32 protein-coding genes, 2 other RNA genes and 1 pseudogene are annotated in these 25,749 nt (G+C 46.5%); 4 read left to right on the top strand and 31 right to left on the bottom strand.

Going from position 1 to position 25,749, the window contains the following annotated elements:
* Positions 1 to 88 precede the first annotated feature (88 nt).
* The 22 genes from WBG83_RS10770 to WBG83_RS10665 form a co-directional block, all read right to left on the bottom strand.
* Positions 89 to 637 (bottom strand): hypothetical protein, encoded by a 549-nt coding sequence (locus tag WBG83_RS10770; protein ID WP_336745022.1) that lies wholly within the window; start codon positions 635 to 637, stop codon positions 89 to 91.
* 10 nt (positions 638 to 647) lie between these two features.
* Entirely contained in the window at positions 648 to 1,037 is a 390-nt protein-coding gene (locus tag WBG83_RS10765; RefSeq protein WP_336745021.1) for a hypothetical protein, read from the bottom strand.
* A gap of 52 nt (positions 1,038 to 1,089) precedes the next feature.
* Positions 1,090 to 1,248 (bottom strand): hypothetical protein, encoded by a 159-nt coding sequence (locus WBG83_RS10760; protein WP_336745020.1) that lies wholly within the window; start codon positions 1,246 to 1,248, stop codon positions 1,090 to 1,092.
* A 27-nt stretch (positions 1,249 to 1,275) separates the two neighbouring features.
* The gene (locus WBG83_RS10755; RefSeq protein WP_336745019.1) at positions 1,276 to 2,121 is read right to left on the bottom strand and encodes a hypothetical protein; all 846 of its coding nucleotides are present in this window, start codon (positions 2,119 to 2,121) and stop codon (positions 1,276 to 1,278) included.
* Positions 2,122 to 2,178: 57 nt separating this feature from the next.
* The gene (locus tag WBG83_RS10750; RefSeq protein ID WP_336745018.1) at positions 2,179 to 3,222 is read right to left on the bottom strand and encodes a hypothetical protein; all 1,044 of its coding nucleotides are present in this window, start codon (positions 3,220 to 3,222) and stop codon (positions 2,179 to 2,181) included.
* 7 nt (positions 3,223 to 3,229) lie between these two features.
* Complete coding sequence (locus WBG83_RS10745; RefSeq protein ID WP_336745017.1) at positions 3,230 to 4,657, bottom strand: ATPase, T2SS/T4P/T4SS family; 1,428 nt, start codon at positions 4,655 to 4,657, stop codon at positions 3,230 to 3,232.
* On the bottom strand, positions 4,650 to 5,759 hold the full coding sequence (locus WBG83_RS10740) for a hypothetical protein (protein WP_336745016.1): 1,110 nt from the start codon (positions 5,757 to 5,759) through the stop codon (positions 4,650 to 4,652). The genes WBG83_RS10745 and WBG83_RS10740 overlap by 8 nt, the downstream gene beginning before the upstream one ends.
* Positions 5,760 to 6,533 carry a hypothetical protein gene (locus tag WBG83_RS10735; RefSeq protein ID WP_336745015.1) on the bottom strand — a complete coding sequence of 258 codons (774 nt, stop codon included), beginning with the start codon at positions 6,531 to 6,533 and terminating at the stop codon, positions 5,760 to 5,762.
* A gap of 648 nt (positions 6,534 to 7,181) precedes the next feature.
* A complete protein-coding gene (locus WBG83_RS10730) occupies positions 7,182 to 8,669 on the bottom strand; it encodes a hypothetical protein (RefSeq protein WP_336745014.1) in 1,488 nt (495 codons plus the stop codon).
* Between the two features lie 25 nt (positions 8,670 to 8,694).
* Positions 8,695 to 9,357 (bottom strand): hypothetical protein, encoded by a 663-nt coding sequence (locus WBG83_RS10725; RefSeq protein WP_336745013.1) that lies wholly within the window; start codon positions 9,355 to 9,357, stop codon positions 8,695 to 8,697.
* A 66-nt stretch (positions 9,358 to 9,423) separates the two neighbouring features.
* Positions 9,424 to 9,489, bottom strand: an RNA gene (locus tag WBG83_RS10720) — hammerhead ribozyme type II.
* Positions 9,490 to 9,582: 93 nt separating this feature from the next.
* Positions 9,583 to 11,238, bottom strand: coding sequence for a DNA cytosine methyltransferase (locus WBG83_RS10715; protein WP_336745012.1), 1,656 nt, complete (start codon positions 11,236 to 11,238; stop codon positions 9,583 to 9,585).
* Between the two features lie 80 nt (positions 11,239 to 11,318).
* Positions 11,319 to 11,726 carry a hypothetical protein gene (locus WBG83_RS10710; protein ID WP_336745011.1) on the bottom strand — a complete coding sequence of 136 codons (408 nt, stop codon included), beginning with the start codon at positions 11,724 to 11,726 and terminating at the stop codon, positions 11,319 to 11,321.
* Positions 11,723 to 12,160, bottom strand: a complete 438-nt coding sequence (locus tag WBG83_RS10705) for a hypothetical protein (protein WP_336745010.1) — start codon at positions 12,158 to 12,160, stop codon at positions 11,723 to 11,725. The genes WBG83_RS10710 and WBG83_RS10705 overlap by 4 nt, the downstream gene beginning before the upstream one ends.
* 10 nt (positions 12,161 to 12,170) lie before the next feature.
* Positions 12,171 to 12,404 carry a hypothetical protein gene (locus WBG83_RS10700; RefSeq protein WP_336745009.1) on the bottom strand — a complete coding sequence of 78 codons (234 nt, stop codon included), beginning with the start codon at positions 12,402 to 12,404 and terminating at the stop codon, positions 12,171 to 12,173.
* Positions 12,401 to 12,694 carry a hypothetical protein gene (locus tag WBG83_RS10695; RefSeq protein ID WP_336745008.1) on the bottom strand — a complete coding sequence of 98 codons (294 nt, stop codon included), beginning with the start codon at positions 12,692 to 12,694 and terminating at the stop codon, positions 12,401 to 12,403. Before WBG83_RS10695 ends, WBG83_RS10700 begins: the two co-directional genes overlap by 4 nt.
* 17 nt (positions 12,695 to 12,711) lie before the next feature.
* Positions 12,712 to 12,776: hammerhead ribozyme type II (locus WBG83_RS10690), an RNA gene on the bottom strand.
* 344 nt (positions 12,777 to 13,120) lie between these two features.
* Complete coding sequence (locus tag WBG83_RS10685) at positions 13,121 to 13,255, bottom strand: hypothetical protein (protein WP_336745007.1); 135 nt, start codon at positions 13,253 to 13,255, stop codon at positions 13,121 to 13,123.
* Between the two features lie 29 nt (positions 13,256 to 13,284).
* Positions 13,285 to 13,566, bottom strand: a complete 282-nt coding sequence (locus tag WBG83_RS10680; protein ID WP_336745006.1) for a hypothetical protein — start codon at positions 13,564 to 13,566, stop codon at positions 13,285 to 13,287.
* A 58-nt stretch (positions 13,567 to 13,624) separates the two neighbouring features.
* Positions 13,625 to 14,083: a hypothetical protein gene (locus tag WBG83_RS10675; RefSeq protein WP_336745005.1), complete on the bottom strand. Its 459-nt coding sequence runs from the start codon at positions 14,081 to 14,083 to the stop codon at positions 13,625 to 13,627.
* Positions 14,080 to 15,246 carry an Alp7A family actin-like protein gene (locus tag WBG83_RS10670; protein WP_336745004.1) on the bottom strand — a complete coding sequence of 389 codons (1,167 nt, stop codon included), beginning with the start codon at positions 15,244 to 15,246 and terminating at the stop codon, positions 14,080 to 14,082. The genes WBG83_RS10675 and WBG83_RS10670 overlap by 4 nt, the downstream gene beginning before the upstream one ends.
* Positions 15,247 to 15,520: 274 nt before the next feature.
* Complete coding sequence (locus WBG83_RS10665; protein WP_336745003.1) at positions 15,521 to 15,730, bottom strand: hypothetical protein; 210 nt, start codon at positions 15,728 to 15,730, stop codon at positions 15,521 to 15,523.
* 483 nt (positions 15,731 to 16,213) lie between these two features.
* On the opposite strand from WBG83_RS10665, the gene WBG83_RS10660 reads away from it, so the two are divergent.
* Positions 16,214 to 16,600, top strand: coding sequence for a helix-turn-helix domain-containing protein (locus tag WBG83_RS10660; RefSeq protein ID WP_336745002.1), 387 nt, complete (start codon positions 16,214 to 16,216; stop codon positions 16,598 to 16,600).
* Between the two features lie 157 nt (positions 16,601 to 16,757).
* Complete coding sequence (locus WBG83_RS10655) at positions 16,758 to 17,000, top strand: helix-turn-helix transcriptional regulator (protein ID WP_336745001.1); 243 nt, start codon at positions 16,758 to 16,760, stop codon at positions 16,998 to 17,000.
* Positions 17,001 to 17,329: 329 nt separating this feature from the next.
* Here WBG83_RS10655 and WBG83_RS10650 read toward each other — a convergent pair whose 3' ends face one another.
* Genes WBG83_RS10650 through WBG83_RS10640 form a run of 3 tightly spaced genes read right to left on the bottom strand, consistent with a single transcriptional unit; the run spans position 17,330 to position 18,361 of the window.
* The gene (locus WBG83_RS10650; RefSeq protein ID WP_336745000.1) at positions 17,330 to 17,710 is read right to left on the bottom strand and encodes a LytTR family transcriptional regulator DNA-binding domain-containing protein; all 381 of its coding nucleotides are present in this window, start codon (positions 17,708 to 17,710) and stop codon (positions 17,330 to 17,332) included.
* 8 nt (positions 17,711 to 17,718) lie between these two features.
* On the bottom strand, positions 17,719 to 17,844 hold the full coding sequence (locus WBG83_RS10645; protein WP_336744999.1) for a cyclic lactone autoinducer peptide: 126 nt from the start codon (positions 17,842 to 17,844) through the stop codon (positions 17,719 to 17,721).
* Position 17,845: 1 nt separating this feature from the next.
* Positions 17,846 to 18,361, bottom strand: a complete 516-nt coding sequence (locus WBG83_RS10640; RefSeq protein ID WP_336744998.1) for an accessory gene regulator B family protein — start codon at positions 18,359 to 18,361, stop codon at positions 17,846 to 17,848.
* A gap of 957 nt (positions 18,362 to 19,318) precedes the next feature.
* On the opposite strand from WBG83_RS10640, the gene WBG83_RS10635 reads away from it, so the two are divergent.
* Positions 19,319 to 20,911: a recombinase family protein gene (locus WBG83_RS10635; RefSeq protein WP_336744997.1), complete on the top strand. Its 1,593-nt coding sequence runs from the start codon at positions 19,319 to 19,321 to the stop codon at positions 20,909 to 20,911.
* Positions 20,912 to 20,954: 43 nt separating this feature from the next.
* On the opposite strand, the pseudogene WBG83_RS10630 reads toward WBG83_RS10635, so the two are convergent.
* The 5 genes and pseudogenes from WBG83_RS10630 to WBG83_RS10610 all read right to left on the bottom strand — a co-directional run.
* Positions 20,955 to 21,155, bottom strand: a pseudogene (locus tag WBG83_RS10630) (manganese catalase family protein); the annotation flags it as partial.
* A gap of 24 nt (positions 21,156 to 21,179) precedes the next feature.
* Complete coding sequence (locus WBG83_RS10625) at positions 21,180 to 21,443, bottom strand: spore coat protein CotJB (protein ID WP_336744996.1); 264 nt, start codon at positions 21,441 to 21,443, stop codon at positions 21,180 to 21,182.
* Positions 21,427 to 21,687 carry a spore coat associated protein CotJA gene (locus WBG83_RS10620; protein WP_336744995.1) on the bottom strand — a complete coding sequence of 87 codons (261 nt, stop codon included), beginning with the start codon at positions 21,685 to 21,687 and terminating at the stop codon, positions 21,427 to 21,429. The genes WBG83_RS10625 and WBG83_RS10620 overlap by 17 nt, the downstream gene beginning before the upstream one ends.
* A gap of 77 nt (positions 21,688 to 21,764) precedes the next feature.
* Positions 21,765 to 22,304, bottom strand: coding sequence for a hypothetical protein (locus WBG83_RS10615; protein WP_336744994.1), 540 nt, complete (start codon positions 22,302 to 22,304; stop codon positions 21,765 to 21,767).
* A 438-nt stretch (positions 22,305 to 22,742) separates the two neighbouring features.
* Positions 22,743 to 23,372 (bottom strand): SGNH/GDSL hydrolase family protein, encoded by a 630-nt coding sequence (locus WBG83_RS10610; protein ID WP_336745025.1) that lies wholly within the window; start codon positions 23,370 to 23,372, stop codon positions 22,743 to 22,745.
* Between the two features lie 168 nt (positions 23,373 to 23,540).
* Here WBG83_RS10610 and WBG83_RS10605 point away from each other — a divergent pair, with 168 nt between their 5' ends.
* On the top strand, positions 23,541 to 24,623 hold the full coding sequence (locus WBG83_RS10605; RefSeq protein ID WP_336744993.1) for a patatin-like phospholipase family protein: 1,083 nt from the start codon (positions 23,541 to 23,543) through the stop codon (positions 24,621 to 24,623).
* A gap of 49 nt (positions 24,624 to 24,672) precedes the next feature.
* On the opposite strand, the gene WBG83_RS10600 is transcribed toward WBG83_RS10605, so the two are convergent.
* Complete coding sequence (locus WBG83_RS10600; RefSeq protein WP_336744992.1) at positions 24,673 to 25,644, bottom strand: aldolase catalytic domain-containing protein; 972 nt, start codon at positions 25,642 to 25,644, stop codon at positions 24,673 to 24,675.
* Positions 25,645 to 25,749 lie beyond the last annotated feature (105 nt).

The raw sequence follows: 25,749 nt of genomic DNA, 5'->3' as shown, positions 1-25,749 counted from the left end.
GCAATTTAGGTTCCATTCTCCTCCATCCCTTCTTTAGTTCTTTCAATGGTCACCGTCGCCTTCACAATAACAATTTGGCTTCAGCCCGCTAGTTACTGAGATATAGTGCGCGGTCATAATAGCGGTACGTCGCTTTTTTGTACGTTACCGGCTTGCCAACACCCGGCACGTTGACATTATGGGTAAACTCGATCACCCCTACCACACTGGGACCATAGATGGTCTCTCGGATGGGGACCTGGCCACCCCGGTATTCCGCGGTGGCCGTAAAGGTCCACGGATAGACAGGGAAGCCATCCACACCCTGTGGGGCCTTATCATCCCCGAGGAAAAATAAACCGACAATCTTGAGCGGGACACCAAACATACTGTCCGGCTGCGGGGACAAATCATCCGCATACAGCCGCAAATTCGCCGCTAGAGAGGCCCGAAACTGCCGAGTGCCTAGTTCTTCATCAAAAATCACGCGGCCCTCCTCGACCCCTTTACGGCTAACTACAGCGGCATCATGAGCGGCCCCGATGATGGATGAGTACACTTTATGCTCTCCGACAGACATGTAGCGGTCCTGGACTTGATAGACCAGCATGATTGTCCAGATGAGGGACCAGCAACTCAAGTGGATTATGATCTTCATCCTCCACCCCCTACGGCCTGTACTCGGTCAAAATTTGGCGCGTTGCCCGGTACTCTTTATGGGTCACCCCGCCGAACAATCCAATGGTCTGACGCGGATACGAAATCGAGAGCTCAATCATTTCATCAGAGCTGCCGCGCACTTTTCGCTCCGACAAGCTGGTTGTACCTTCAATCGTGACCTTGACCGGGTTCATCCCCCGCGTCTCCAGCAGAAAGCCCCGGATATCCTCCTGAATCTGCGGAGTGATGTAGCCGCTTGGCGGAACTCGCAGCATGGCTTCGGTCGCTGCCGTCTGGAGATAACTCTCATTTTTTGAGTCCGCATGGTCCAAAATGAGAGCCACGGACAGCAGTGTCATGAAAAACAGAAACACGATCATTTCAAGTGTGAATCGCATAATCTCATACTCCTTCAGACGAGGCTCGATACGCCGCCTGTTGTGTTAGGAATTAATTAAATTCTTCGTTAATGGCATCGATTTTGGTCGATGCTTTCGTGTGAGACGTCTCCGCCTTAGATTTCAATCCCGTGTTTGGCGCCAAGAGCAGCGCAGCCACCAGCAAAGCCGTAATTCCGATACCCAGTACTTTCTCAAACGTAAAATTCATTGATAAAAACCCCTCTCAAAGTTAAGTTTATAATCCAAGATCCATGTCAAATACCCACATAAAGAGGGCAAGTACAAACCAAAGCAGTGCCAGCATGACCCCCGAGACGTTGACCACAAATAGAAAACCATTCAGGTCGTCCTGGCGGCTTTTATAGTTGGCCATTTGTCTTTGGTTAATCGTGGCTTCATTCTGTGCTAACATTTGTGCGCAGGCGGCGTATCCAACCTCGTCCATTTTTTTAAAAAGAGAACAAATAAAGCGAATATCCTCATTGCCCGGATGACGCCGTTTGAAGCGATCCAGCGCCTCTTCTTTCCCCCGCCGCCAATCGTGCTCCAGCAACACGAAATCATCCTGGAGAATTTGCATATAGGGACGAAACTCGCGGATGATGGCCGTCACGGACTGCTCTGACTCGCTTTGCATTTCATTTCGCAGCAGCTGCATCAGCAGGGATGAATCCCGGTTTACCCTATGGCGCTGAAATCGTTGAAACAACGGGGCAATCAGGACACTAAATGGGCCAGGACCAGGGGTCAGAAACAGAAAGACTACAGCCACAACCACAAGCGGTCGCCAAAGCCCCTCGTCATAGTAGGCAACCAAAACATAAACCAACAGAAGCCCGCACAGCACATCCCGTATCATCTTCAGTGTTGGCACGGTAATGTATTTGCGCCACCCCATCGTCTCCAGCAGTTCGTCCGCTTTACTGGATGCATAGAACCGCCGGCCATATTGGACCGGGTATAACATCCCCCAGCGTAAACTTTGGCGAAGCCCGATCAGTACCGCATCCCTTTTCCCGGCATCAATCGAAATCAGTAACAGCACCGGGGCCAGTAGAAAGAAGAAGAGTCCGGCAAACAACAGGACTTGTACCCCATGAATCGAAAACCATTGAAGTATCACATTCGCTCCTCCTTCTTACAGGTCCAGTTTCCGTTTGCCCAGGATTAGGTTTAAGGATAACGCAAGGAATGCCATCAAAATGGAGGCAATAAAAACGTTCATTTGACTTGGAATTTCATACAAATAGTAATGCTTTTTCTGCATCAGAAACTCCCCAGCCATATAGGAGGCACCATATAAGGTCGGAAACACCATAAGTCCTACCTGAATCATCTCCCGTTTTTTAGGCTGATCCTGCGCTTGGACCTGTGCCTGCAAATGCATCTTGTCAATTAATGAGCGCAAGCCGACCCGAATATCCTTCGGATGCTCCACTTTCCGGCCTTCTAGCCCGCTAATCCCAACGCCCTCTTTTAATAAAACAACAAATACCTGAGCGAATCGGCTTGCAATCTGATGTTCGAACAGCATCAGGGTTGTTAAAAACGCGGGCTTGTTTCCGCGCTGAATAGCGTGAATGATCATCGCTGTCAGCTGCTGAAGTGTACCGTTCGTCTGAAGCAGCAAACCACGGAGCGCATTCATCACGGATCCGTGATGCGCCAGATACTGCCTTTCAAATTCTTCCACATACTCCAGCAGCAAATGGCTTAACCGAACGCGCATCGTTTGGATGACACTATGAAGCAGCAAGAACGGCAAAAAAGCAGCAAAAAGGCCTGCCACAATCGGAAACCAAATCGTGAAGCTGTTAAATGGAACATTACCAGCCCAGCCAATATAGACCGAGACCGCTTTTGTACCCACAAACAATCCCAGCACGGCACTGCACAATAAAAAAGCATGTACCCTATAAATCATCTGGCGTTTAGGTATGCTTGGCAGTACACTAGTCAGATGCAGCAATAAGTAGCGGTACACCGCATGGTTCGGTAGAGTCTCCTGCTCCCCATGCATTGTTCTCCAGGCTCTTGCATACGCATCCCGTTCTTGCTGGACCTGCAGGGTTTGACCCGCTTTACGCAGAAGCAAGCCCCCCATTAAACCAAAGCCAATCAGCACAAATACAGCACTGAATTGCAATCCATACCGTTGCAAAAAATCCCAAATGATATTCATGGAACGCTCACCCCCGATAAGTCAAGTCGATCACCCGCTCATCGTCCGGGATGGGCCTTTGCTGCGCTAATTGCCGCAGCGCGGCCATACCGCTGTCAAACGCCTCCGGATCATAACGCCTCATTCGCCGGGCAAGCCGTGCAGGCAAGGCATCGGCAAAGTACCACTGTGCGCCATCATACCAAATTACCCGGTGACCCTTCACCGACAATGTGATGCTATCGAAGTCAATGACCGTGGCCTCTGCATTTCGAATGATCGTATCGTCCTCGCCAAATTCCATCACCAGGACAAAGTCCATTTTCTGGGCAAATTCCATCAGGGAGGTTAAATACTGCATCCCGCTGGATTGACGAATCTCTTTCCGTGCCAGTGTCCCCGGCACATTGGTGGAATCACTCTCGTGCATGCTGGAACCCACAAATCCTTGTGTGTTGGAGCATATTTCCTTATAAGCCCCGGCTTCATGTTCCCGCACTTCCCCAAGTAAAAATTGGGCGACGTCCTGCCGCAGGGCAAGCGGAACAATCTCCTTGACCAATTTCTCCCGATTCCCCTCATACTCCGTAATATCGCGCTCGGGAAATTGCCGCTTCAGGTCCAGTTCAAAAACACTTTCGCATGTAATGGTCACCAGTGCCGGTTTGGTTTCCGCAAACAACGTTTTCAGGAAGGAGGTTTTTCCGGTCCCCGGTTCCCCTGTGAGCATGGTCTTGCAGCCGCAACGTGGAATCATCCGGTAAATGGGAATTGCCGCTTCTTCAATGGTCCCATAGCGTTCGGCCTGCTCCTGCAGGGGGATATACCTTTCATTGCCGCGGCGGAACGCGATGGAAATATGACGGACCCTCGGCGGTAAGGAGATAGTAACCCTTGTGCCGTCAAAAAGACTCAGCTCTGCATATTCTTTGCCCGCTTTAATGGTATGCTGCTCGTTATTTCGAAGCAGATTATCCACCAAGCGCTTCACACTTTGCAGATCGCGGTATCGCTCGTGGACTCGGCGCTGCTCACCCGGCTTTCGATACCAAACCTCCTGACCATTCACACGGCACTTCGCAATATCATGATATTGCTCATGCCAAACGCTCACCACACCAAGTCCCCAAGCTTCGTGAAACAATGCATCAACGAGGTTAGGATACATCGGCGGAAACTGAATATGATTCATCCTATACTCTTCAAGGATTTGTTGAATGATTGTTTTCATTTCCTGTACTTCTTGCGGGTGCCCTGTGGTTGCCCTGTGTTGCTGCAGCAAAATCCGTTCCTTTTCTTCCCCGTCCTTTGACCGCTTCAACCGCTCATCGAAGTGTTGGTCCAGAAGCAGGATGACTTGTTCAAATTTTTTCTCATCATAACGCTGCCCATCATGTTCTCCACCCGCCATATACTTACGGATTGCTGATATGGGGACCTCTTTGACATCAAACACGCGTCCGACCTCCTCGCCACCAGGTTCGCTTTACCGTGACTGTTTGCCGCAGCGGAAGTCCACCTTGCTCCGCCAGGCGTGCTGCAAGTTTTTGCATCGATTCCTGCAGCAGCTGGTCACCAGCAGCAAGCTTCGTATCATAAGGAATGGTTAGCACACTGGCAGCATCCAGTTTCGTACTAATTGAAAGACGGGAAACCAATCCGTGCCCATCCATATTGTAAATAAACGGCGTGCTCCGAAGATCGAGCTGGGATTGGGTCAAAAAGGCAACCTGCGGCAGCACGGCATAAAACTCAGACATCCCGTCACTTTGGCTGCTGGCAATCAGAAGCTTCTGACTCGTCATTCGGGCTGGTATGAGGGTTAGTGTATTGTCCCAATACGGACTGATGGCCAAGACCGTGAAATCAAAGGCTTGCTCCACAATGCGCAGCACCTGCTCCAGTTTAACGGGATCATACCTGCGAGCATGGTCCAGTTTCGCGTTTCCCCCGATCCGGTATACGCCGCTTGAAATTTCTTCCGATATCTCCCGGACGCGAAGAGGAGTCAGCAGGCCTGCTTCATATTCCTGCATGCATTGCCAGATGGACGGCCCTTTATCCTCATATGCATATGGATTTAGATCGACCAGGCCAATGCGGCAGCCGGTCTGTTCGACCAAGGCTTTTGCCAGTGATCCGCTAATCGTCTGTCGACCCGAACGCCGATGGCAGCTAATCAGAGCAACCGATGGACGCTTTATATCCTTGAACCGTTCGGGAAACAGTCTTCGTTCCAAATCGGCACTCAAGTGCTGATCAGACACGTCCGTCAACATCGCCATTTGATGATGTAAGCATACATCCTGCACCTGCTTATGATGTTCCGCAATAATCCCTTTCCGGGCATTGTAGACATAAACCAGGTCTGCTGATGAACGCCGCTGCAGCACGGCCTCTACCTCCGGAAAAGACAGTCCGTCCAGCAGCATAATATCTACCGCAGGCAGCTCCTCATCCGACCGGCACTCTCTGACATAATGGGCATCCGTAATGCCCGTAATCTCCTGAAGCATGGGTACAATCCGGCTCGTAGCGCCAATAACAAGCACTTTCATTTATCGCGGCTCCTTTCCATACAAATGCATCGTGCCCTTGGAAACCAGGATGAGCTTATATCCCTCATCGATGGCTCCTTTCAGTTTGCCGTACTGCTCAGCTGTTAGATTGGCCTTCACCTTTACGGGTTCGCCGGTTGCTTCCGTCCGATCCAGGCCATCGCCATCGGTTTTGTTACGCACTGTTTTATTGGTGCTATCCATCACATACCGTAGACGGATTTGATTCAGGAATGCTGTTGTTAGCGGTCGTTCCGGTGTCTCGGGTACGATATCAAGACGCTCGCCTTTCCCTACTTTGTTGTTGTAATACTGCTTGACTTGTTGACCAGGGGAAAGCCAAATCTCGACCTCATCCCCCGGACGTCCAGTCCAGTCTAATACCTCCAGCCAACTGGCCGGTATCGGGTATTCTATTTCGCCTGGGCGTGGAACAAGCTGAACGTCCCGCAAATGATTCGTTGTCAGCACATCCTCCGGGTAAAGCGGAATGACCACGGTTTTATTAAGAATGTTTTTCGCATTCTCCAGTGTGACAGCGCTCGGACTAACTGCCGCTGACAACATCTCCTTTGTATCAAAGAGTGTATTGACGTTACTGGCCGTAATCGTGGTGTACACTTCAACCCGCTGGCCATCCTTTGGCACGAGTACCGTTTGATGAGGAAGCAGTTCCTCTCCCTTAAAGTAAAAAAGGAGAAACAAACCTACTCCGACTGTGATAGACAAGATGGCCAGCAATAACAACCACCCAGCCCGAACCATTAGATTCATTGATTTTCACCTCCTTCGTTTGGGTATCTGCTTCATTTCACGACGAGCTGCAGATGCTCTAAAGCAAGGACTAACAAATAGGCTACAACTATCACCCAACTGAACTTTCCTGCTATATCACCCAACCACATGCCCTCCTTTCCGCTGCACAAAAAAGCCGACCCGTTTGACGGACCGACTTGGTTGCTTCTTTTTTCTATTTGACCACGATATCAGCATAACATGTCAGATGGTGCCATGGAGTACGCAAAAAGTATGATTTTTTTCGCGGTTTTCAAGGCGTCGAGAATAATTCCTATTCTGATGATGGATCATCATGTTTTTAGAAACTAAACCTTAAAGAAAAAAACCTTATATAGCATCGAAAATTGGCGTAACGGTGCGGTCTGGCGGGCTATTGCTGCAAATAAAAACAGAAGGCTGTCGAAATAAAAACGGAAGGACAGAAGTTGTCCCCAAAAATTAACGGAAACGTCAGTGAAAAAAAACAGAAGGCTTGCGTAAAAAAAAATAGAAATTGGAATAAATCGGTTTTTTTAGGCCAAGGAAGGACATTGTAATCATAGGCAAGAGCAGATGAGGGTGGACGGGAACAATCAGCGGGGAACGACAAAGAGCCCATTCCGTTTAATACCGGGAGGGCGAATGTTACAGGTATGCTTGTAAAAATTGTTCTAGGCGGAAACCCCTTGGCGGGTCCGGAACACGGTTCCAGCTTGGCAGCTGCGGAATTTGCTCGAAGAACCATTGCTCCAGAACATAAGGCAGCTCCCCGCGCATCAGCCGTGCTTCAGCTGCGTGCTGCTTATCCCAGAACGCATCCGGGTCCTTACCAAGCGTAAACGCCATACTGCGAAGTCGGAACATATCCATCCGGTCTGTCCATGGGCTAGGCCGATGATAATCCATTTGCCCAATGACAGGTGACCTGGAATAATGATGGCTGCTGCTGAGTACTTGATACGCTTTCCGGCAGGCATGCCGGAAAGCTGCAAGCGGGGTATCCCGGAACGCTGCTGCAAAATCAGCGAGACGCTTCGATATTTGCTCTGAGCCGGTCGAGATATAATCATACACGCCAGTTTGTTTGGCAATGGCCAGCACGTTTGTCGTTACCTTATCATGCAGATCGCGCTGTACATAACGAACCATGTCCTCCGGGATAACTCCATGCTCCTGGTAAAGCGCAGCAAGATGGGACAGGACTACATGCGTGTACGCCTGACTCTTCCGTTTGAGGATGAAGGCCAGTTGAATAAAGGTAGCCCCTTCATTCGCATGCTCAAGAGGCTCCAGTTTGTACATCTGAAGCCATCGTTTGAGTTGTTGGATATGCAACCGACTGTGTTTGCCGGGAATCGGATCGCGATATTTCGTTCCTTCTACATAAGGTGTGAGGAGGTCCGGATGCAGGGAAAATACCAATTTCGCTTTATTTTCTCGGTTTTTCTCTATTCGGACATGCCGAAACAAGGCCGTGCCTTGCCAGCATGGCTTGGTCATGTATTCAATCAGCTTCTGCAGCTGCCCACGGGTATGCGTATGCACGATTTTCTGGAGATTAACTTCATTCCATTCCAGCTCTTTGTTTGGGAAATTTCGCTGCAGAAGTGCAGCTTTAATAAACCAACGCTGGGCCGCAATCGGCAATTGGGTGAAGGCACGGCTAAATACAATCGGATGCAGTGGGACAAATCCCTTGTCCTCGTCATCCTTTTTCCCTTTCGTTGGCACGCTATAATCTGGGAGCTTATAATGGTAATCCCCAGTGACCTTGTCTCTTTTCGTTATGATTAACCCATTGGTAACAAATTTCTCAAATGCTTCATAAAATTGCTCGATACATACCGGTGCCTCGTGCAGTTCCTCCAGCTTCCGATAAATTTGGTGCCGGTTTGAAAAGTGAAGTTCTCCTGACGTATATACACCAACATGCAGGGCATGGGCCAATTGTAAATCCGCTTTGGTTAAACTATAGCGCAGGCGGATTTGGCCGTCTTTACGCCGCTTGAATGCCGTTTTGTCTGATTGTTCCTCCCAGGATAGAAGCTTTTGGTAGAAGGTGTATGAAGTCGAAATTGGCATCGTATCGAGTCCGTCTTGTCCGCGTTTATTGTTGAGTCTAACAGCTGTCACGTACACCCTCCTCCCCTTTCTGTACTTAAATGAGCCGCAGGGAAACCGCAATTTTACATAAGGCTGCTTTCTTTTGCTGATAGTACCGCTGCCGCCCCATATTCATTTGCCCCATTACAATGTCATCCAGTGGCTCCCGGTAATCTGGGTATGTAAGATATTTTTTACCCAGCAGCTCCTGTTGTTCCAGGCTCAATCGCCCTAGCGCTCGTTCCATACGCCGCATTTTCGCTTCCAGGGAGCGCAATTGCCCGCGCAGCATGTCAATTCGTTCCTCCGCCTGCCCCACGGCCCGTTCCACAGGACTCCTGTATTCCTGGCTCCCGCCGCCACGGACTCCGCTTTCTGAACCGAATCGGCTCACACCAAACATGATTTCAACCCGACTTTCTTTTAAGGTCCTCTCCAGTTCCTTTTGTCGAAGCATGTCGGTTCGATGAGTGCGTAACTTTTCCTCCACGATAGCCACATACTGTTCCTTTTTGGGCCTGGGGATATCCAGCTCCAGCTGCTCAATAATAAATTCACGGCCAGACTGCTGAAAAAACTGTTTGATTACCTCCACTTCCTCCACCTCTTCCGGAACGGAAGTGTCCGCTTTTTTACGCATCAGTTTGCGAAACCGGCGCTGCAGCACATCGAAAGGAACATGGGTTATATTTGCTGCCGTGACCTGTATATTTCTCATTGGATACAATCCTCCTCAACACAAGATGGCCTTCACTTATTACGAAAAGTGGGCGAAACTACACGTGATTATCTGCCATCATCAGACCGAGGGCGATAATCCCCTCAATGACGCCCGGTGGGCGTTTCGGCTTGTGTTTTTACAAAATGGTTATTAAAATTCGACAGCTTCATATTTGTTGGCTACTTCCTTTGCCGAAGGATACTTAATATTCAGGCCTGTCCGTCACATTAACTGCATTACCAATTGATGTTCTGCCTGGTACGGCAGGTCGGCACACATTTCAGGTAGGTTCGCCCTTACAAGAGCTTCTGCAAACGGCGGTGGTACCGAGTTTCCGCAGCGTGCCACCTGTGCTGTCTTTGGATAAGGCTTACCAGTATGATCTCGATCAATGATGTATTCCGGTGGGAATCCTTGAGCTGCGAATAACTCATGTGGCTCCAGCATCCGCATGCCGATATCTACTATCTGGTATTCCTGCCCTTGAATGGTCACCAAGCCAAATCTGTCCTTTGTGGTCACTGTATGAAGTGGCTCTTCCATGTCCTGCCCAATGCTAGAGCCGTAATAGGCCATCAAGAAAGCTCTGACTTCTCCAAAGTGGAGCCCGCCGGCAGTAATCGTATGAAGAGGTTCCGCAACTGGCTGCCCGATGTTGTCGCCCTTCATCTTGATCAAGTGGCTCGACACCAGCGCCGACTTTCCTCCGCCGCCGGCGGTCACCGTCCCGATCGGCTCATCAAGAGGGCTTCCCACCGACTCCCCGAAATGCCTGGCAATATGAGCTGTGACGAGTGCGTTATGATCTGTGGTTGTGACAGTCGACAACGGCTGCTCCGGCGATGAGCCCGGCCCCGTATAATTGCCGCCGAAGTGCTTAGCGATGAAGGCAGATACCAATCCATATCGATTTGATGTGTCCAGCGTCATCAACGGTTTATCCAGCACCTGCCCTCGCACCTGGTCCGTCGTCTCTGTGTGATATTGCGATATAAACGGCGTAATGAGCATATGCTCGGCCTTTGTGGTGATCGTAGTCAGCGGCTTGTCGATCTCGTACTGCAACCGATCACCACCGAAACCCGTCTGGCCGATCCGCACAATATACGGGCGTGGATTGTCGATCACGAATCGTTGAATTCCCCGGGCGATCCGCCGCAGCGTGTTCTCCGCGAGCGGCTTCTTCCTCTCAAAAATTGATGGGCACGGAATCGACCAGTCGATGATTTCTGCCGCCGTCCGCCAAGGCTTGAGCAGCTTCTTTTTGACCTGAATACTGTTCGGGTCGCCGTGAGTAGGCTGCGGCCACTTGATCGGTTTGCCGTCGCATCTGGCTATAAGGAAAAACCTTTTTCGGATCGTCGGTGCTCCGTAGTCACATGCCCTAAGCTCCCGCCATTCAACCTCATACCCGAGTCGCCGCAAAGCGTTGACGAAGCTACGAAACGTCCGCCCTTTCTGCTTCGAATCCGGCTGACCGTCCTTGATCGGTCCCCAAGTTTGAAATTCCTCGACGTTCTCCAACATGATCACACGAGGTCGGACCGTCGCCGCCCACCGGACCGCTACCCACGCGAGTCCACGAATTTTCTTTTCGACCGGCTTGCCGCCCTTGGCCTTGCTGAAGTGTTTGCAATCTGGCGAGAACCAGCAGAGAGCCACCGGTTGCCCACCAGTTGCTTCCAGTGGAGGAACGTCCCAAACAGATTCGCAATAGTGCTTCGTATCGGGATGATTTGTCTTATGCATAGCAATGGCTGCTGGATCATGGTTAATCGCGATATCGACGCTGCGACCGATTGCCAGCTCAATTCCTGTGCTGGCGCCACCGCCGCCAGCGAAGTTATCAACGATGATTTCTCTCATCAGCTGCTTCATTTCCTCACCTCACGTTCCTTAATATTCATTTTGTTAAATCAACATAGAGCCATGCCAAAAATCCAAAAGTAACTCTCTCACTAAGCCGTTCTATAACCTGTCGTTGATTGCAGCCAATCGAACACATCACTGCTTGTCTTAAAGGCGGGATTGTCTTGGCAATCCTGGAGTGCCTGCTCAATGCCCTGCAGGCGGACAAGCTCTTGTTGTTCATTTCCGTAAAACCAAGTAAGAATCGCTCGCATATCGCTCGGGGCAAGTAATTCTGCTCTAACGAGCCTTGTTTTCCGATTATAAAAAATTTTTAATAATGCACGTGGCCGCTTCTGTTCAATCGAAATCGATTGGATGGAGAACCATACCTCAATCGTTGCCTTACCTTCATCCTTCACTTTCACATCATGAACCATGTCATTCGGCATCATCCACGTTTGAAGCTCTTTGACAACTTCTGGTGAAGTCATGGAGCAAATAGATTCAATATTCACCAAAAACACTCCTTTTGTTTTTTTATGACCGCTTCTCGACGAAAGCTAGTTGCTCTAGCACATGACTGAAATCTTGTTTTAACTTTTCCAGGAGCCTGGTCCGACCATTTGTTATAGGCAAACTGCAGGGCAGCTGAAGAAATAATATCGCCCGGCGTATCCCAATGGGCATTGCCCCGCAGATTACGCGTCCGGTCCTCGATGGCCGTCCAGTCAATGAGTCCGGCTATTCTGCCGTCTGCGATGAGATTCCCGAGATTTTTGTAGGAGCGCTCTGTATTTGGAATCACATCCCGGGCCACTAGCTGGTAATACACCTGACGCAAGGTGAGTGAATATCCCAGCTCCTGGTAGTCCTCAATAATTTGATTCACTTGTTCAATTAGCCGCAAACTGCCTGAACGGAATTTAATTTCCCGGTATTGGATTTTCATCCGAGTCCACCTAATACCATGACCCGTCCAGAGGGTCATAATGCCACCAATCTCCATTGTCAAAATAAACCTTGAAGCACCGTTCATTCGCTACCCATTGCACTCTTCTCATCCGCTGGGTCGCGTAGGCTTGCTGCTTTTGTGTCCCAAAGGATTGCATATGTCTGGTATAAATTTGTTCAAATTGTTCTTGTTGGGCTTGGCTCAGTTCCGCATATCCCTTCACATGAGCGAAACGGTTCAAAGCGAGTCCCCCCCATGTAAAAGGATATTAGTAACCATCATGTGAAATGTGTCCAGCATCGTTTTATCGTTCTGGCCGGCATAGTTGGTACAATAGATATATTGCTTACCGCCTACCTCTTCCCACTCCACGCCTAGCTGATACTTGGCAGAATCACGCCAGATTTGATAGCGCGTGGTCCCATAGGTGAATTTACCGGCACTTATGCGGCCCGTGATTTTCACAAGGAGAAGCTGATCCCCGTGTTGAGCAAGTATTTCACTGGACTCACCAGGTGTTTGTATTGCCATCGTTCTCCACAACCTTTCTGGGCCTGCCATCATCAGGCGGGGTAGGCCATTTCCCCACGACGGCCCATGGGCCGTTTCGGCTTATAACACATCAATGATTTCAAATGGGTATTTACAAATTCTGCTGAGCAATTGCTCAGCTTTGGACCTGGCCAACGGCTTACTTGGTGCATAAACATCCATTTCCTCCACGGTTCCCGCAACCGAATATCTACACCGGAACCGTTCACTGTCACTCTTTGTCATCTGTATACAGATCCCTTTCGTAATAAACTTGGCGTGTTCCATCCGGGAGAATAAATTCGGCCCTCCTTCCGTTCTTCGTTTCCAGCCAGGGTGTAATCCGTTGAGCGGGTTGCCCATTGTCCTCAAAAAGTGAAATGACCTTATACATCGCTTTTCGGGGTGTGGATGTGTCTGTCCCCATTACACTCCCTCCCGTACCTTACGATAAGAAATGCCGTTCATGCAGAAATGCAACTTTACATAGGCTTGTACCGCCTCTGCTTCACTTTCGAACTTTTCTCCGTATCGTTTTCCTTTATAAACCAGTTCCCACATAGATAAAAAACCTCCTATAAATTAATGAATTAGAAATCATAACCATCAGTTTCTGACTGAGGGAGAATCGTCTTCACCTCGTTGGATGAAATCTGCTGCATTGGAACAGATGGCTGATAAATCGCATTCTCTTGTGCGCGTGGATACGATTGCTGAAACAAAAATTGTTTAATCTGCTGCAACTCCTGCATAATTAAATGACAATCACTGCTCGGTGTTGCAGTAGGGTTCCCTATCGCTCCAGAAAGCTCGGCTTGCGCCCAACGCTGCACCATATCGCTGAGTTTTCGTTGTTTTGATAATGAATCCAAGTATTCATATACTTCCTTGGCGAATGTTCCTGGACTAATGGTGAACTGTTCCCTCCGTTCACCCATGTTCGAATGCCAGCGGCTGGCTAGCCTTTCTTATAACTTTTTTGATATCATGACCATTTCCGTCCTGCACCCCGCTGTCCTGCAGGCGCTTGAAAGTGTATTTAGTCCAGGTGCCGGAACGCTGGACATCAGTGATTTCTGCAGAAACCGTATCTCGGGGATGAACTTGATACACCCCCGGCAATAATCCGGGAACTTTTTTCGGGATGAGAACGATATCTCCAACACCGGGAGCGTTCTGAAGCTGTTTTAAATCCTGGACCTTGTTTTTTACATCCTTCTTCAAGGACGCCAGTTGCTTTTTTGTGATTCTTTCAGGCAGCAGACAATAATCCTGAAGCAAAATGACTTTAAGGGCTTCTTCAAAATTGCTATTAGACTCTATACATTGGGTAGCCAGTGTATCCACGCACCCAACACGATCCGTCCATTCAAATCCATGTGGCCTCATTCAATTCCCTCCTTTTCCGCCACTCGCCGCCGCTCAAGCTCGCTTTTGGCTGCAATTTCAGCTCCAAAAAGATTTAGCTTCCGAGCATCAGCTGGAAAAACGTGAGCGGTTGCTGCAAGCTCTGGGCCAAATTTTTCGATTAAATACTCCATCATATAAAACTTCAATGCTTCGTTAACCCCACCGGAATGGACGAATTTGACTTCATCGCCATATCGGAAATGAAAAGCGTTTGTCGCTTTTTCAATGGCTATCTTTGCAAAGTTACGCAGGGTATGCTCAATAGTATTAGTTAAATCATCCTGCTGCTTTGTAACTGGGTCTGTAAAAAGATATTTACGGGTGGTTGTATTTTTAAGGATGAATGCCTCCAGCTCACGAACATCACCGAAATGTGTCATCAGTTTAGAAACACGCAACTGCTCAAGCACCGCTAAATAGCACTGGTCCGTACTGGAGGCGAAATCATCTGAGCTTTGTGCTTTGCCCAGTCCGTATGATAAACGGGATAAATCCTGACTTTGCCCACCCAGGTCATTGATTACTGTATAGCAGTGGTCGAATTGAACGGCTTCATCGCGCTTTTTTACATCCAGATCATATTTGAGGGCAAAGCGGGAAATCTCACCCTCGATTTTGCAAACCGATTCTGCTGTTACCAGCTTTAATGTCCTTTCAAAACCTGCAGTAAGTAACTCGACTTCTTTAGGCACTATAAATCGCTCAGCCATTCTATTAAGCGCAGTCGAGAATTTGTCCGCTTTTTTTACAACCCATACCGGGAGCAAAGTTGTAAAGTATCCCACATTGACTTCATGATTAGCATGCTTGTCCGACAGAACATTGTAGGCATGGTAATAAGCAATACTACTCAGCCAAGTTATAAGGACGGTGTTTGATTGTGATTTATCATGAAGCTTATCGATGTGGGCATGAGCCAAAGCATGACCTTGAGCTTTAGCTCCAACCTGATAAAAGCGGTCATCTACCCTGACAAGCAGATTGTTAAGGAGTTTCTCCTTATCAATAGGCTCGGAGAACATGCTGCGTGCCTCCGCTTCGGTTACCTCACATACAGCTGCAGGCAGCTCAAAATAATTACCATCGACCAGCTGCTGGCACATCGAATTGCCAAAATCACTGTTCCAACGGGTAATATCCATATTCAGTTTTCAACTCCAATACAATATTTTTTATTTTTAGGTTTTTGTGGAATTAAAAGGACAAAATACTACTTTATTATGTAACTAGCTAGGACATAAAAGTTGGATATATAGTCCAAAAGTTTGGATTAAGGGAAAATAAAGAATGAAGGATTGAATTGGAGGGGGGAAATGCTTATAATATGAGGTAACAGTGCATATTATAAGTTTCTACCCAAAAGTCATCGACTCGCAATCGATGGCTTTTTCCATGTAAATAAAAATTCAATTTTCTTCAATCACTAGCACCTGGGACTTCTACATCCCACAAAATTCCTTGGCCAATATCTCTACTGGCTAAATCATAAATTGCCTGCTTATTTAAGGCTTTTATTTTCTTAAGAATTTCTGCAACATCGTCAGCCTTAACACAGTAATCATCGCAAATATGGACGGTTGAATTGCCAAACGTGTAAGTCTCAACTATATTACCAATCTTAACCATGGAATCATCCCTCCCATGGTCATGTATATGCTGTGATAACAGTGGGACTGGCATTATTTTTTTCTCCTTCCTTTATCCATATCCGAATTTGCTAAAACAGCAAATGTTGCTACAAAAAAATTTTATGTCCTATACAATTGATTAATCGAACAACTAAGCTTTTCTGCCAATTTTGGTACTTGGTTAGCTTTAAAAACATATTCTCCCTTCTCGTATTTGGAATAAGTAGAAGCATTTTTAAAGCCAAAACAACTTGCCATTTCTTGAAGTGTAAAATTCATTTCAATTCGTCTTGTTGTGATGAAGTCTAAATTCAGTTCTATTGTTACCACCCCGTTTTGCTAAATTAGAAAATATATATACCCATAATATATTTCTATTTTAGCAATGTCAATATTATATTTTCTGAATTAGCAAAATTAACTTTTCCATTTCAGAAAAATGATAATATATCTTTGTTGAAATCGAAAGGTGGAGTTTATTTTGAAAAAAACTGTTGGAACACGTATTCGACAAGAAAGGGAAAAGAGAGAATGGTCGCAGCTAGAATTAGCAGCTAAAATTGGAATTAATAATAGTGTTCTTTCAAGAATTGAAGCAAATAAACGTCCAGTAGAAGATGTACTGTTAGTCAAGTTCGCTGACTTATTTGAAGTCTCAACAGATTATCTTACTGGACGAATAGAAAATGTAAAACACCGCCAAATTTATGATGGTACACTTAAATTTTTGGAAACAATTGAATTAAGCGAAGAAACTGCCATTCAAAGTATAGTAGAATCTTTTAGTTACAAAGGGAACGATATCTCTGAAGAAGAGGCTCGTACTATTTATTATTTGGCTTTGGGGGTGCTGAATAAGAATCGCTAAGGCTAAGTTTATTTTTTCTATTCAAAAAGAGTTCGATCTCTTTTAATTTTAATTCCTTTAAGACGATTCCTAAATCATATTTTTTCATTAATTTAGATTTCTCCTTTGTAAAATTTTATTAATAAGAGGTACAGACTATGGGAAGAAAACCAGGTCGGTGCCTACTCCAACAAATACTAAAACCGTCATGACTTTCTGTCGCATCCCCGGTATGAAAGCAGCTCTTTCACAGAAAAATAGGGGATTAGAACAAAGACAATTTGCAGAAAAAATAGGCATGTCCCAGCAGCAAATTTCAGATTATTGTAATAATCGCGGAGTAATGAGCCTGGGAACTGCAAGGTATATATCCAAAAAATTGAATATTAAAATAGAAGCACTCTATGAATGGAATGACTAAAATATTAGTTGGAGTAGGTGGTTAGAGTATACAATAAATACTCTACCGTCCTAGCCTCCAATAAGTGAGTTCACGTAGTTGATGAAAATTCGAAATGCGGCTTAACTTTACAATTGTGTTATGTCCATACAAATACACTCACCTCAATTGTTTTTCACCCACATTAAATTTTATTGACTTTTTGTTGTGTTAAATTTTATCAAGATCTTACTGTCAAATAAATATCAATTCGGAAGATGAAATGATTGTTATCGAACGACATAATTTGACAGTTTTTTTATAGATTATGTGTTATTATATAGATTTCAACAAAAAAAGAAGCCTATTCTTCAGGGCTTCTTTTTTGTAAGTTTTTCTCTAATTAATCGGAATGCTCCTTTACTCACATCTCGGAATAGAGACTTCCCCATCGAACTAGGTTTAAAGTAAATCCTAGACCATACTCCGTCAACTTCATCTACTTCTTCAATTTTCACAATACAGGAACGGTCAAATTTTTCAAATTGGCCACTCTCGTGTTTTGTGGCCTGTAATGCCACATTAATACCAGCTATTGTATCAGGTAGATAGTAAATACAATCTGAGGTTCCAAAAATTATTCTCTTTCCTTCAGTACTAAAAAAGTTAATCCGCTCTAATGGGACGGATACCAATCCTTGCTTACCTTCTTTGTCAAGAGTACCGCTAATGTAGATCTTGTTGTTATCCAATACTATTCCTACTTTTTAAGCTCTTTTGGAACAATTGGTTGATGTGTAAACAGCCAGCTAGAAGTTGAAATTAAACTAATTGCTGCAATAGTACCTAGCATAGAAGATAATTGAAATGCAAGGCGTTTAATCATATTAGTCCCCCCTCTTTATTAAACTAATACATTGCAACGAATATGTCACGCATAACAACGGTGAAACCACAAAAAAATTAATAGAAACAATCATTACTGATAATAACTTTAAGCAAGGATAAAATCTAGGAGAGATATTACTCTGGTACTCTATGTTTCTCGGAGCATAAAGCAATACTAAGAGCAAACAAACTACATTCATAAAATATATGATTAGAACTGGGAGATGAATAAAAGCAATCAAATTAGGAGTAATTGAAGATACAACTACACACAAATCTCCGGATTTAAAATGATAGCCACCAGAGACAGCACGTAATATGGAGAAAGCTGCTAGAATTATTATAACAGGAATTATTTTATCTAAAAATATGCTAATAGTTATTGCTATTACTACGGTACATACAGTATTGAGGATCATGGCAATTGCATATTTTTGAGTCTCTAAACTTGCAGTATGATGCGGGTTTAAATTATATAAAAACGCAGCAATAAATTGAGATATACTACTTATCAAAAGAGTACTCCCCCTTTTCCTTTCTAATTGCATATGTAATTAAGATTCCAACAAGTAACGCAAGAATAAAAGCTACAATATACAGGTTATTTGATAAGAATATAATTCCTAAATAGCTAACAGAAACTAACCCGCATAAATAAACAAATATTTTCTCGTATTTCCATTTCAACTTGTCAAAATCAAACGAGAACCCATAACCTTTTTTATACAAGAAAATACTACATGAAAAAATGAAAACGAATTCTAATAATTGAATTATGTATGTATCCGATGTATTATTTTTTACTTTCTCAAATTCAACCGTCCCAAGATACACTAAACTCATGATTAGTAGTGTCTGAATTAGTCCAAATAATAAATAACCAATTAATGAGCAAGTAAACGACCAAAAAGCTGGGATTTTAATTATTATAAACATAAAGAACATGAGCACAAATAACTTGATTAATGGATCTATAAAACTTAGCAACAATTCTTCTCGAATACAATAGCTGAGAAAACTTACAAGGATATTTATAAAAATTATTGGTTTAAGATATTCCATAGCTCTATATCTAAACATATATAGTACTAAAGAAAATACAGAGACCCCTTCAATTGTCGAAAACAGCATAAATAAAACAAACGACACTTAGTTTCCCTCCAGCATAATGGTAGAATTTTATGGTATATATTCTATACCGAATAATGAAATCCTTTGGTTCTTCCCTGTTTAGCATGTCCATAGACCGTCAATCCTTGTAGTAGAACCCCTGAGCTACACCTCAATTCGACATTTTAATAAGATCATTCGCCATTTAATTTTGTATTTCCTCCAACATATACCAAAGCATAAAAAAATGTACTGATTGAATAAATGAAACAGAATTGTTATGATTTTAAAAAAGTCAAAAAGCTTTTAATAAAGTCAGGGAATCTTCTCCCTGACTTTATTATGATACGGAGGTTTCAATTTTGGTTAAAGAACTAAGACTATATCCCGTTGGTGAATATTGTGGATACTTGCGTAAATCGCGTGCAGATATCGAGAATGAAGATCGTGGAGACGAAGATACATATGCAAAACATGAGCGAATGCTATTAGAATTGGCCAGAAGGTGTGGTATAAATCTAACAAAGATTTATAGAGAGAAGCCAATTACTGGCGAAAGAATTTCCGCACGTCCTGAAATGATCCAACTTCTGGATGATGTCGAGGCAGGACGGTGGAAAGGTGTGCTCGTTGTTGAGGTAGAAAGACTAGCCCGTGGCGACACCATGGACCAAGGGATCGTAGCGCAAGCCTTCAAGTATTCAAATACTCTCATCATCACTCCAATGCGAACTTACAATCCGAATGACCCCAATGATGAGGAGTATTTTGAGTTTGGATTGTTCATGAGCAGAAGAGAATTCAAGACAATTACCAGGCGGTTACAAAGTGGCCGTGAACGTTCTGTAAGGGATGGGAAGTATCCTGGCAATAAGCCTCCTTATGGTTACAACCGAGTAAAACTTCCCCAAGGTGGATTCACGCTAGAACCACACCCGGAACAGGCTCCCATTGTACAACTGATTTTCAGCCTTTATACACATTCTGATCCTGAAAAAAGATTGGGAACGGGTAGACTGGCCAATTATCTGAATGAGGAACTAAAAGTACCTTCTGCAACAAATAAAAAATGGACGGTTGAGACTTTAAACACACTTATCCGTAATTCTGTTTACGCAGGTTGGGTTAAATGGGGAGAACGTAGATTGGTTAAAAAACGTGATGGAGGAAGTAGACCTAGACGTAGTAAAGGAGATTTTTTAGAAGTTCCTGGCTTACACCCCCCTTTAATTTCAAACGAAACTCGTAAGCTTGCACTTGAAATATTAAATGAAAATTGGCATCCACCTGCCCAAAAAGGTTTAATCGTAAACCCGCTGGCCGGCCTTATAAAATGTGCATGTTGTGGGTCTAACATTGTTATGAAGGGTTACAAAGGAAAGATTCCTGATAGTTTAATATGTGTTACTCGGGGCTGCAAAAATGTTAGCTCTTATTTCCATCTTGTCGAAGAAAGATTAATCAATGCTTTAAAAATGTGGCTTTCCTCATACGAAATAAAAATTGAAAATGAAAATACAAATGAACATGAATCTAATAATTTAAAACTTAATGCGCAGAGAGAATTAATAAATGCTTTAAACAGAAAAAAAAGTGAATTACAATTACAAATGGATAATCTCCATGATCTACTTGAACAAAAAGTCTACAGTACTGAAATATTCTTGCAACGCTCGTCCAAACTATCAGAACGTATGAACGAAATAAATGAGGCAATTACTACAGCCGATGAACAACTTCAACAAGAATTACGCCAGTATGAAACAAAGGTCAATATTATTCCAAGAATCAAGCATGTATTAGAAACTTATTACCTAGAAGACGTACCTGCTAGGAAAAACGAATTGCTCAAAACCATTTTACATTATGCAACATATCGTAAAGATAAGGGCGGACGCTGGAGTAATGCTATCGATAAGTTTGAATTAGTCCTATACCCCATAATCCCCAAATAAAAAAACCGCGTATTTACGCGGTTTTTTATCACCGATAACTACAGTGTACGAATTCCTCCGTGCCGATATCGGTTAATAGCCCGATGACCTTATCCGGAATCGTATAGCGCTGATTCAAATAGCGCAGCGCCGCAGCCAGCTCCCCGTCCGCACCGCCGTACTGCTCCAGCAGAAGCTTAGCCATGCGCGGGTCGCACTTGCTGACCCGCACCGGATACTGCAGTTTTTTTTCATAAATCCACATGCTGCGTTCCGCCTCCTTCCGATTCTACACCTGCCAAGGCCAGGGGGTATCGACCCACTGCCAAGGGGCTTTGGAGAAGCTCTGCCCAAAGTTCAGCAGCGGCCCGTAGCACTCCTCAAAGCGGGCGGCCAGCTGCTTGCGCGCAGCGGCCAGCTGGTTGAACTGCTGCAGCGCCTGGATATCACCCGGGTGCGTATCCAGGTACAGATTCAGCTCCAGCAGCACAAAATCGATGGCCTGCAGCTCCTTCAGCTGTGTGTAATAATTCTCATCAATGCCCTTCGCCATCGCTCCGATTCCCCTTTCCGTGCATAGCCGGTGAAACAGCATGCTTACTCTCATAGGGACTGTACAAGGCCGGCCATAATGTGCCGCAGCACAAAGCCTGCATCGGGCTGAACTGCGGCAGTCCCGGCGGCTGAAACGGAATGAACAGCTGCGGCGGGGTCGAATACGTCTTGCAATGAACCGGCGGACACGGATCGAACGGTCCGACAAACGTCTCGTATACGCGTTCCTGGGCAAATTTCATAAGCGCTTGAGCCTCCTCAGCATTCCTATCCCTTATAGATGTATGTGCCCAGCCGCCATATTATGAGCAAACAAGCCTTAATTCCACAGCATATAGCCAATCACGCACAAGCCGGCCGCAAACAGAAGGACCGCCCCCGTAAACCGCAGGCGCAGCAAGCCGCTTGCAGATTGGCCCTCATCGGCTTGGCTGTCGAGGTACTGCAGGAGCACGAGCATCATAAACAAGTATACAAGATCCATAAACAGGAGTAGTAGATGCGCCGTAGCACCCAGCATAACTCCAAGCATCGGCCCCATCATCCCGCCCATCACCCCGGCCGACATCCCCTCGAGCACAGCCGCCAAACCGAACGGTCTGCCTGAAGCGAAGCCCGCAGCAAGGCCGAACAGTACCGCCAGCATCGTCGGCGGGGTCAAATCATGAGGCAGCAGGACTCCTACAGCAACGCCGAGGGTAGCCGAAGGCAGCATTCCGAGAATCATCGGCCCTACCATGGCGGCCATTCCGGCAAGCCTGTCCTTTATCTGCATCATCCGCAGCCAGACATACCCTGCAGCCGCCAAAACAAAGACAGCGCTAAGCAATCCAAGAATCACACGACCTTCTTGCTCCACATTCCCGCCCCCTATTCATTCCAGTGCACAGCCGGAATTAAAATGCCAACCGCAGAGCCTGGCGATGCTGCGCCGAACGGCTCTTTTAAAGCAAGCTTAATCATCTGGCACTGCCTGGCGCCCGAATATACTCCCGATCCGTGCCTGGCCCTCCGGCCCTTCTTTAATATATGAACCGCGACCCGTACAGTATGTCCGGTGCAGCAGGACCATCCTCAATCCTGTAAACAGAACTAAACAGAACAAAAAAAGAACAGCTGCATTCCCCGTTTTAGGTGGAAATTAGCTGTTCCTTCTCACAAGCCGGTATTCTTGAAGCTCTGACGTGGTTTTCGGCACCATGAAGCATCTGCTGCCCGAAGGGCCTGGCTGCGCTGTCCCAGCCCGAACGGCGGCTATGGATTTCACCGAATATGCAAGCTTACCTTGCAAGCAGCCTTACTTCGCCCCGTTCCAGGCAAAGCCGATGGCATTCAGAAAAGCCCGGGCCAGCGTCATATGCCCTGTCGTGTTTGGATGCACCCGGTCCCAGGCAAGCGCAGCCGGATAAATATGCTCTAAAACCGGCTCAAAGGCCTGCTGGGTATCGACAAAAATCGTCCCCTGCTCCTCTGCAATGGCCTTCACAACAGCACCATACCGATCCATTGCAGCCCGCATCTTATCTTCGGGGTTCGGCTCGATGTAGAACGGGGTCATGAGCACCAGACCTTTTACCCCCGGCTTTGTCCGCACAACCAGATCCCGCAGCTTTGCCTCGTACTCTTCAATCAGGACGTGCCGCTCTACAATTTGCGGCAAATCGTATTGCCGCCATACATCATTGATGCCGATTAGCACGGACACCCAGTCCGGCTTCAAATCCAGCACATCCTCCTGCCAGCGCGCTTGAAGATCACGGACGTTATTGCCGCTCAAGCCTTTATTCATGACGCGCACATGCAGCTCAGGATAGACAGCTTGCAAAAAACCGTCCACCAGGGATACGTAACCGGTGCCGAGCGAATCATTACGCCCTTCCCCCTCCGGTTTTTTCCTTCCGCAGTCCGTAATGGAATCCCCAATCATGACAAGCTTGTCTTTCGGTTGCAGCAGCACTTGGCTTCATCCTTTCTTTGTTAGTGACTCCCTCTTTGTATTCTCCATTCCGCCGAACCAATCCTCTTTCCTTCCCATATCCTATCGTAGCTAGATGTGTATGGCTGTAGATGATAGAGGATCAAGGAGCTGAGAACGGTGGCCTGTCAGTTTCGAAATCTTATTTTTGAAGGCGGGGGTGTCAAAGGGATTGCGTATGTAGGCGCGCTGCAGGAGCTGCAACGCCAGCACGTGCTGGACGGAATTACACGGGTGGGCGGAACCTCCGCAGGAGCGATAACTGCAGTTCTTGTCGCGTTAAACTATACCTTGGCTGAAATCGAAGCCTGCATGACTTCCCTGGATTTCAGCCGGCTTCTTGATGCCTCATCCGGGTATCTGCGCAACACCGCCCGGCTGCTGCGCCGCTTCGGCTGGTACAAGGGCGATTACTTCCGCAGCTGGATTGGCGGGCAGATTGCCTGCAAGACCGGCGATCCCAACATGACCTTCAGCGAGCTGTATGCTTTGAATACAGCCGTCCCCTTTCGGGAGCTGTATTTAATCGGCACGAACTTATCCACAGGCTACAGTGAAGTATTCTCTGTGGAAACGACGCCTGATATGCCCATCGCCGATGCGGTGCGTATTTCCATGTCCATCCCGTTTTTGTTTGCCGCCCCTTCAGGCAGCAATGGGGATATCTACGTGGATGGAGGACTGCTGAACAATTACCCGATCAAGCTGTTTGATCAGAAGAAATATGTGCAGCACGCCGCCCACTACTGCCACAAGGCTTATTATGACCATCACAATGCGGGCATACCTGCTGATACAAATAACGGCGATATGTACATCTACAATAAAGAGACGCTCGGCTTTCGCCTGGATTCCGCTCAGGAAATTGCCGTCTTCCGGGACCATGCCCTGCCGAAGGCACATCCAATCCGAAGCTTGTTCAGCTTCAGCAAAGCGCTGATGAAGACGCTTCTCGACAGTCAGGAGCATTCGCACCTGCACAGCGACGACTGGGACCGGACCATTTACATTAACACCCTCGGGGTGAAGACGACCGAGTTTCAGCTGAGCGAGCACAAAAAGAAACAGCTTGTCCAGTCCGGAAAAAACCACACGGAGCGTTATTTTTGCTGGTTTCATCATGCCGGCAGCCGTCCGGCAAACCATACAAGACAGCCTCCTGCAAATAACAAACAAGAAGACACAAACAAGGACAGCCCCTGATAAGAGAAGCTGTCCTTGTTTCCATTATGAATTCCCGCACATCCGAGAATTAGTCGGAGTGATGGTTTTTCGTTGCATAATTCGATTCCGGGCTGGTCAGCTTGTCGTAGAACTCGACGAAACGGTCCTTGTCCTCGCTGTTGCGCAGCGCCATTGCCGTACGCGGATGCTCGTTCAGGATTCCGGTAACGGTGTACGGGATAATATAGCCCCACTCCACCTTCTCACGCAGCGGAATCATCAAATTCTCGATCGCTTCCAGCAGCGGGCGGATTTCGTATTTCGGATTTTTCAGGTAGCTGACCAGCAGCTCGGTATTGCAGTTCCCAGCCGCACGACCCATTCCGTAGACGGATGCATCCAGGAAGGTGACGCCCTTCTCCAAGCCGACAATCGTATTGGCAAAAGCCAGCTGCATGTTATTATGCATATGCATGCCCAGCTCTTTTTCCGGCAGCGCGCGTTGGAATTTGGAAACCAGGTAGTCGATATCGTTCAGGTGCAGGCTGCCATAGGAGTCTACGATGTAGACAACATCTACGGGGCTGTCCTTGATTTCCTGGAACGCTTCATTCAAGTCGTTCTCCATGACATGAGAAAGCGCCATGATGTTCAGCGACGTTTCGTAGCCCATTTTATGAAACTTCTCTACCAGCTCCAGGCCTTTGCCTACATCTTGAATGTAGCAAGCGACACGAATCAGGTCCAGCAGGCTTTCTTTACGCGGCAAAATATCGTTCTCGTCCACGCGGCCGATATCGACAAGCGCGGACAGCTTGGTCGCGGATTTTTGCGGAATCACATCACGAAGGAAGCCTTCGTCCAGGAAGCGCCATGGGCCTGCATCAGCGCCCTTAAGCAGCTTGGGTGAATTCTTGTAGCCGATTTCCATGTACTCCACGCCGGCTTCGCTAAGTGATTTGTACAATTGCTTGACAAAATCTACGCTAAAATCCCAGTTGTTGACCAGACCCCCATCGCGGATCGTACAGTCCAAAATCTTAACCTTATCGTGCTTCATGGTTGTTTGTTAACTCCGTTCTTTGTTGGAATGATTTGGTATATGCTATTGCTCTACTAAAATCCAAATGCTAAATATTTTAAATTTAGCACATGGGCTGCTGGG

This window comes from Paenibacillus sp. y28 (genome assembly GCF_037137075.1).
GTDB lineage: Bacteria > Bacillota > Bacilli > Paenibacillales > NBRC-103111 > JBBBNV01.
Note: the sequence above shows the minus strand (reverse complement) of the source record. Positions and strands in the feature narration are given on the sequence as shown.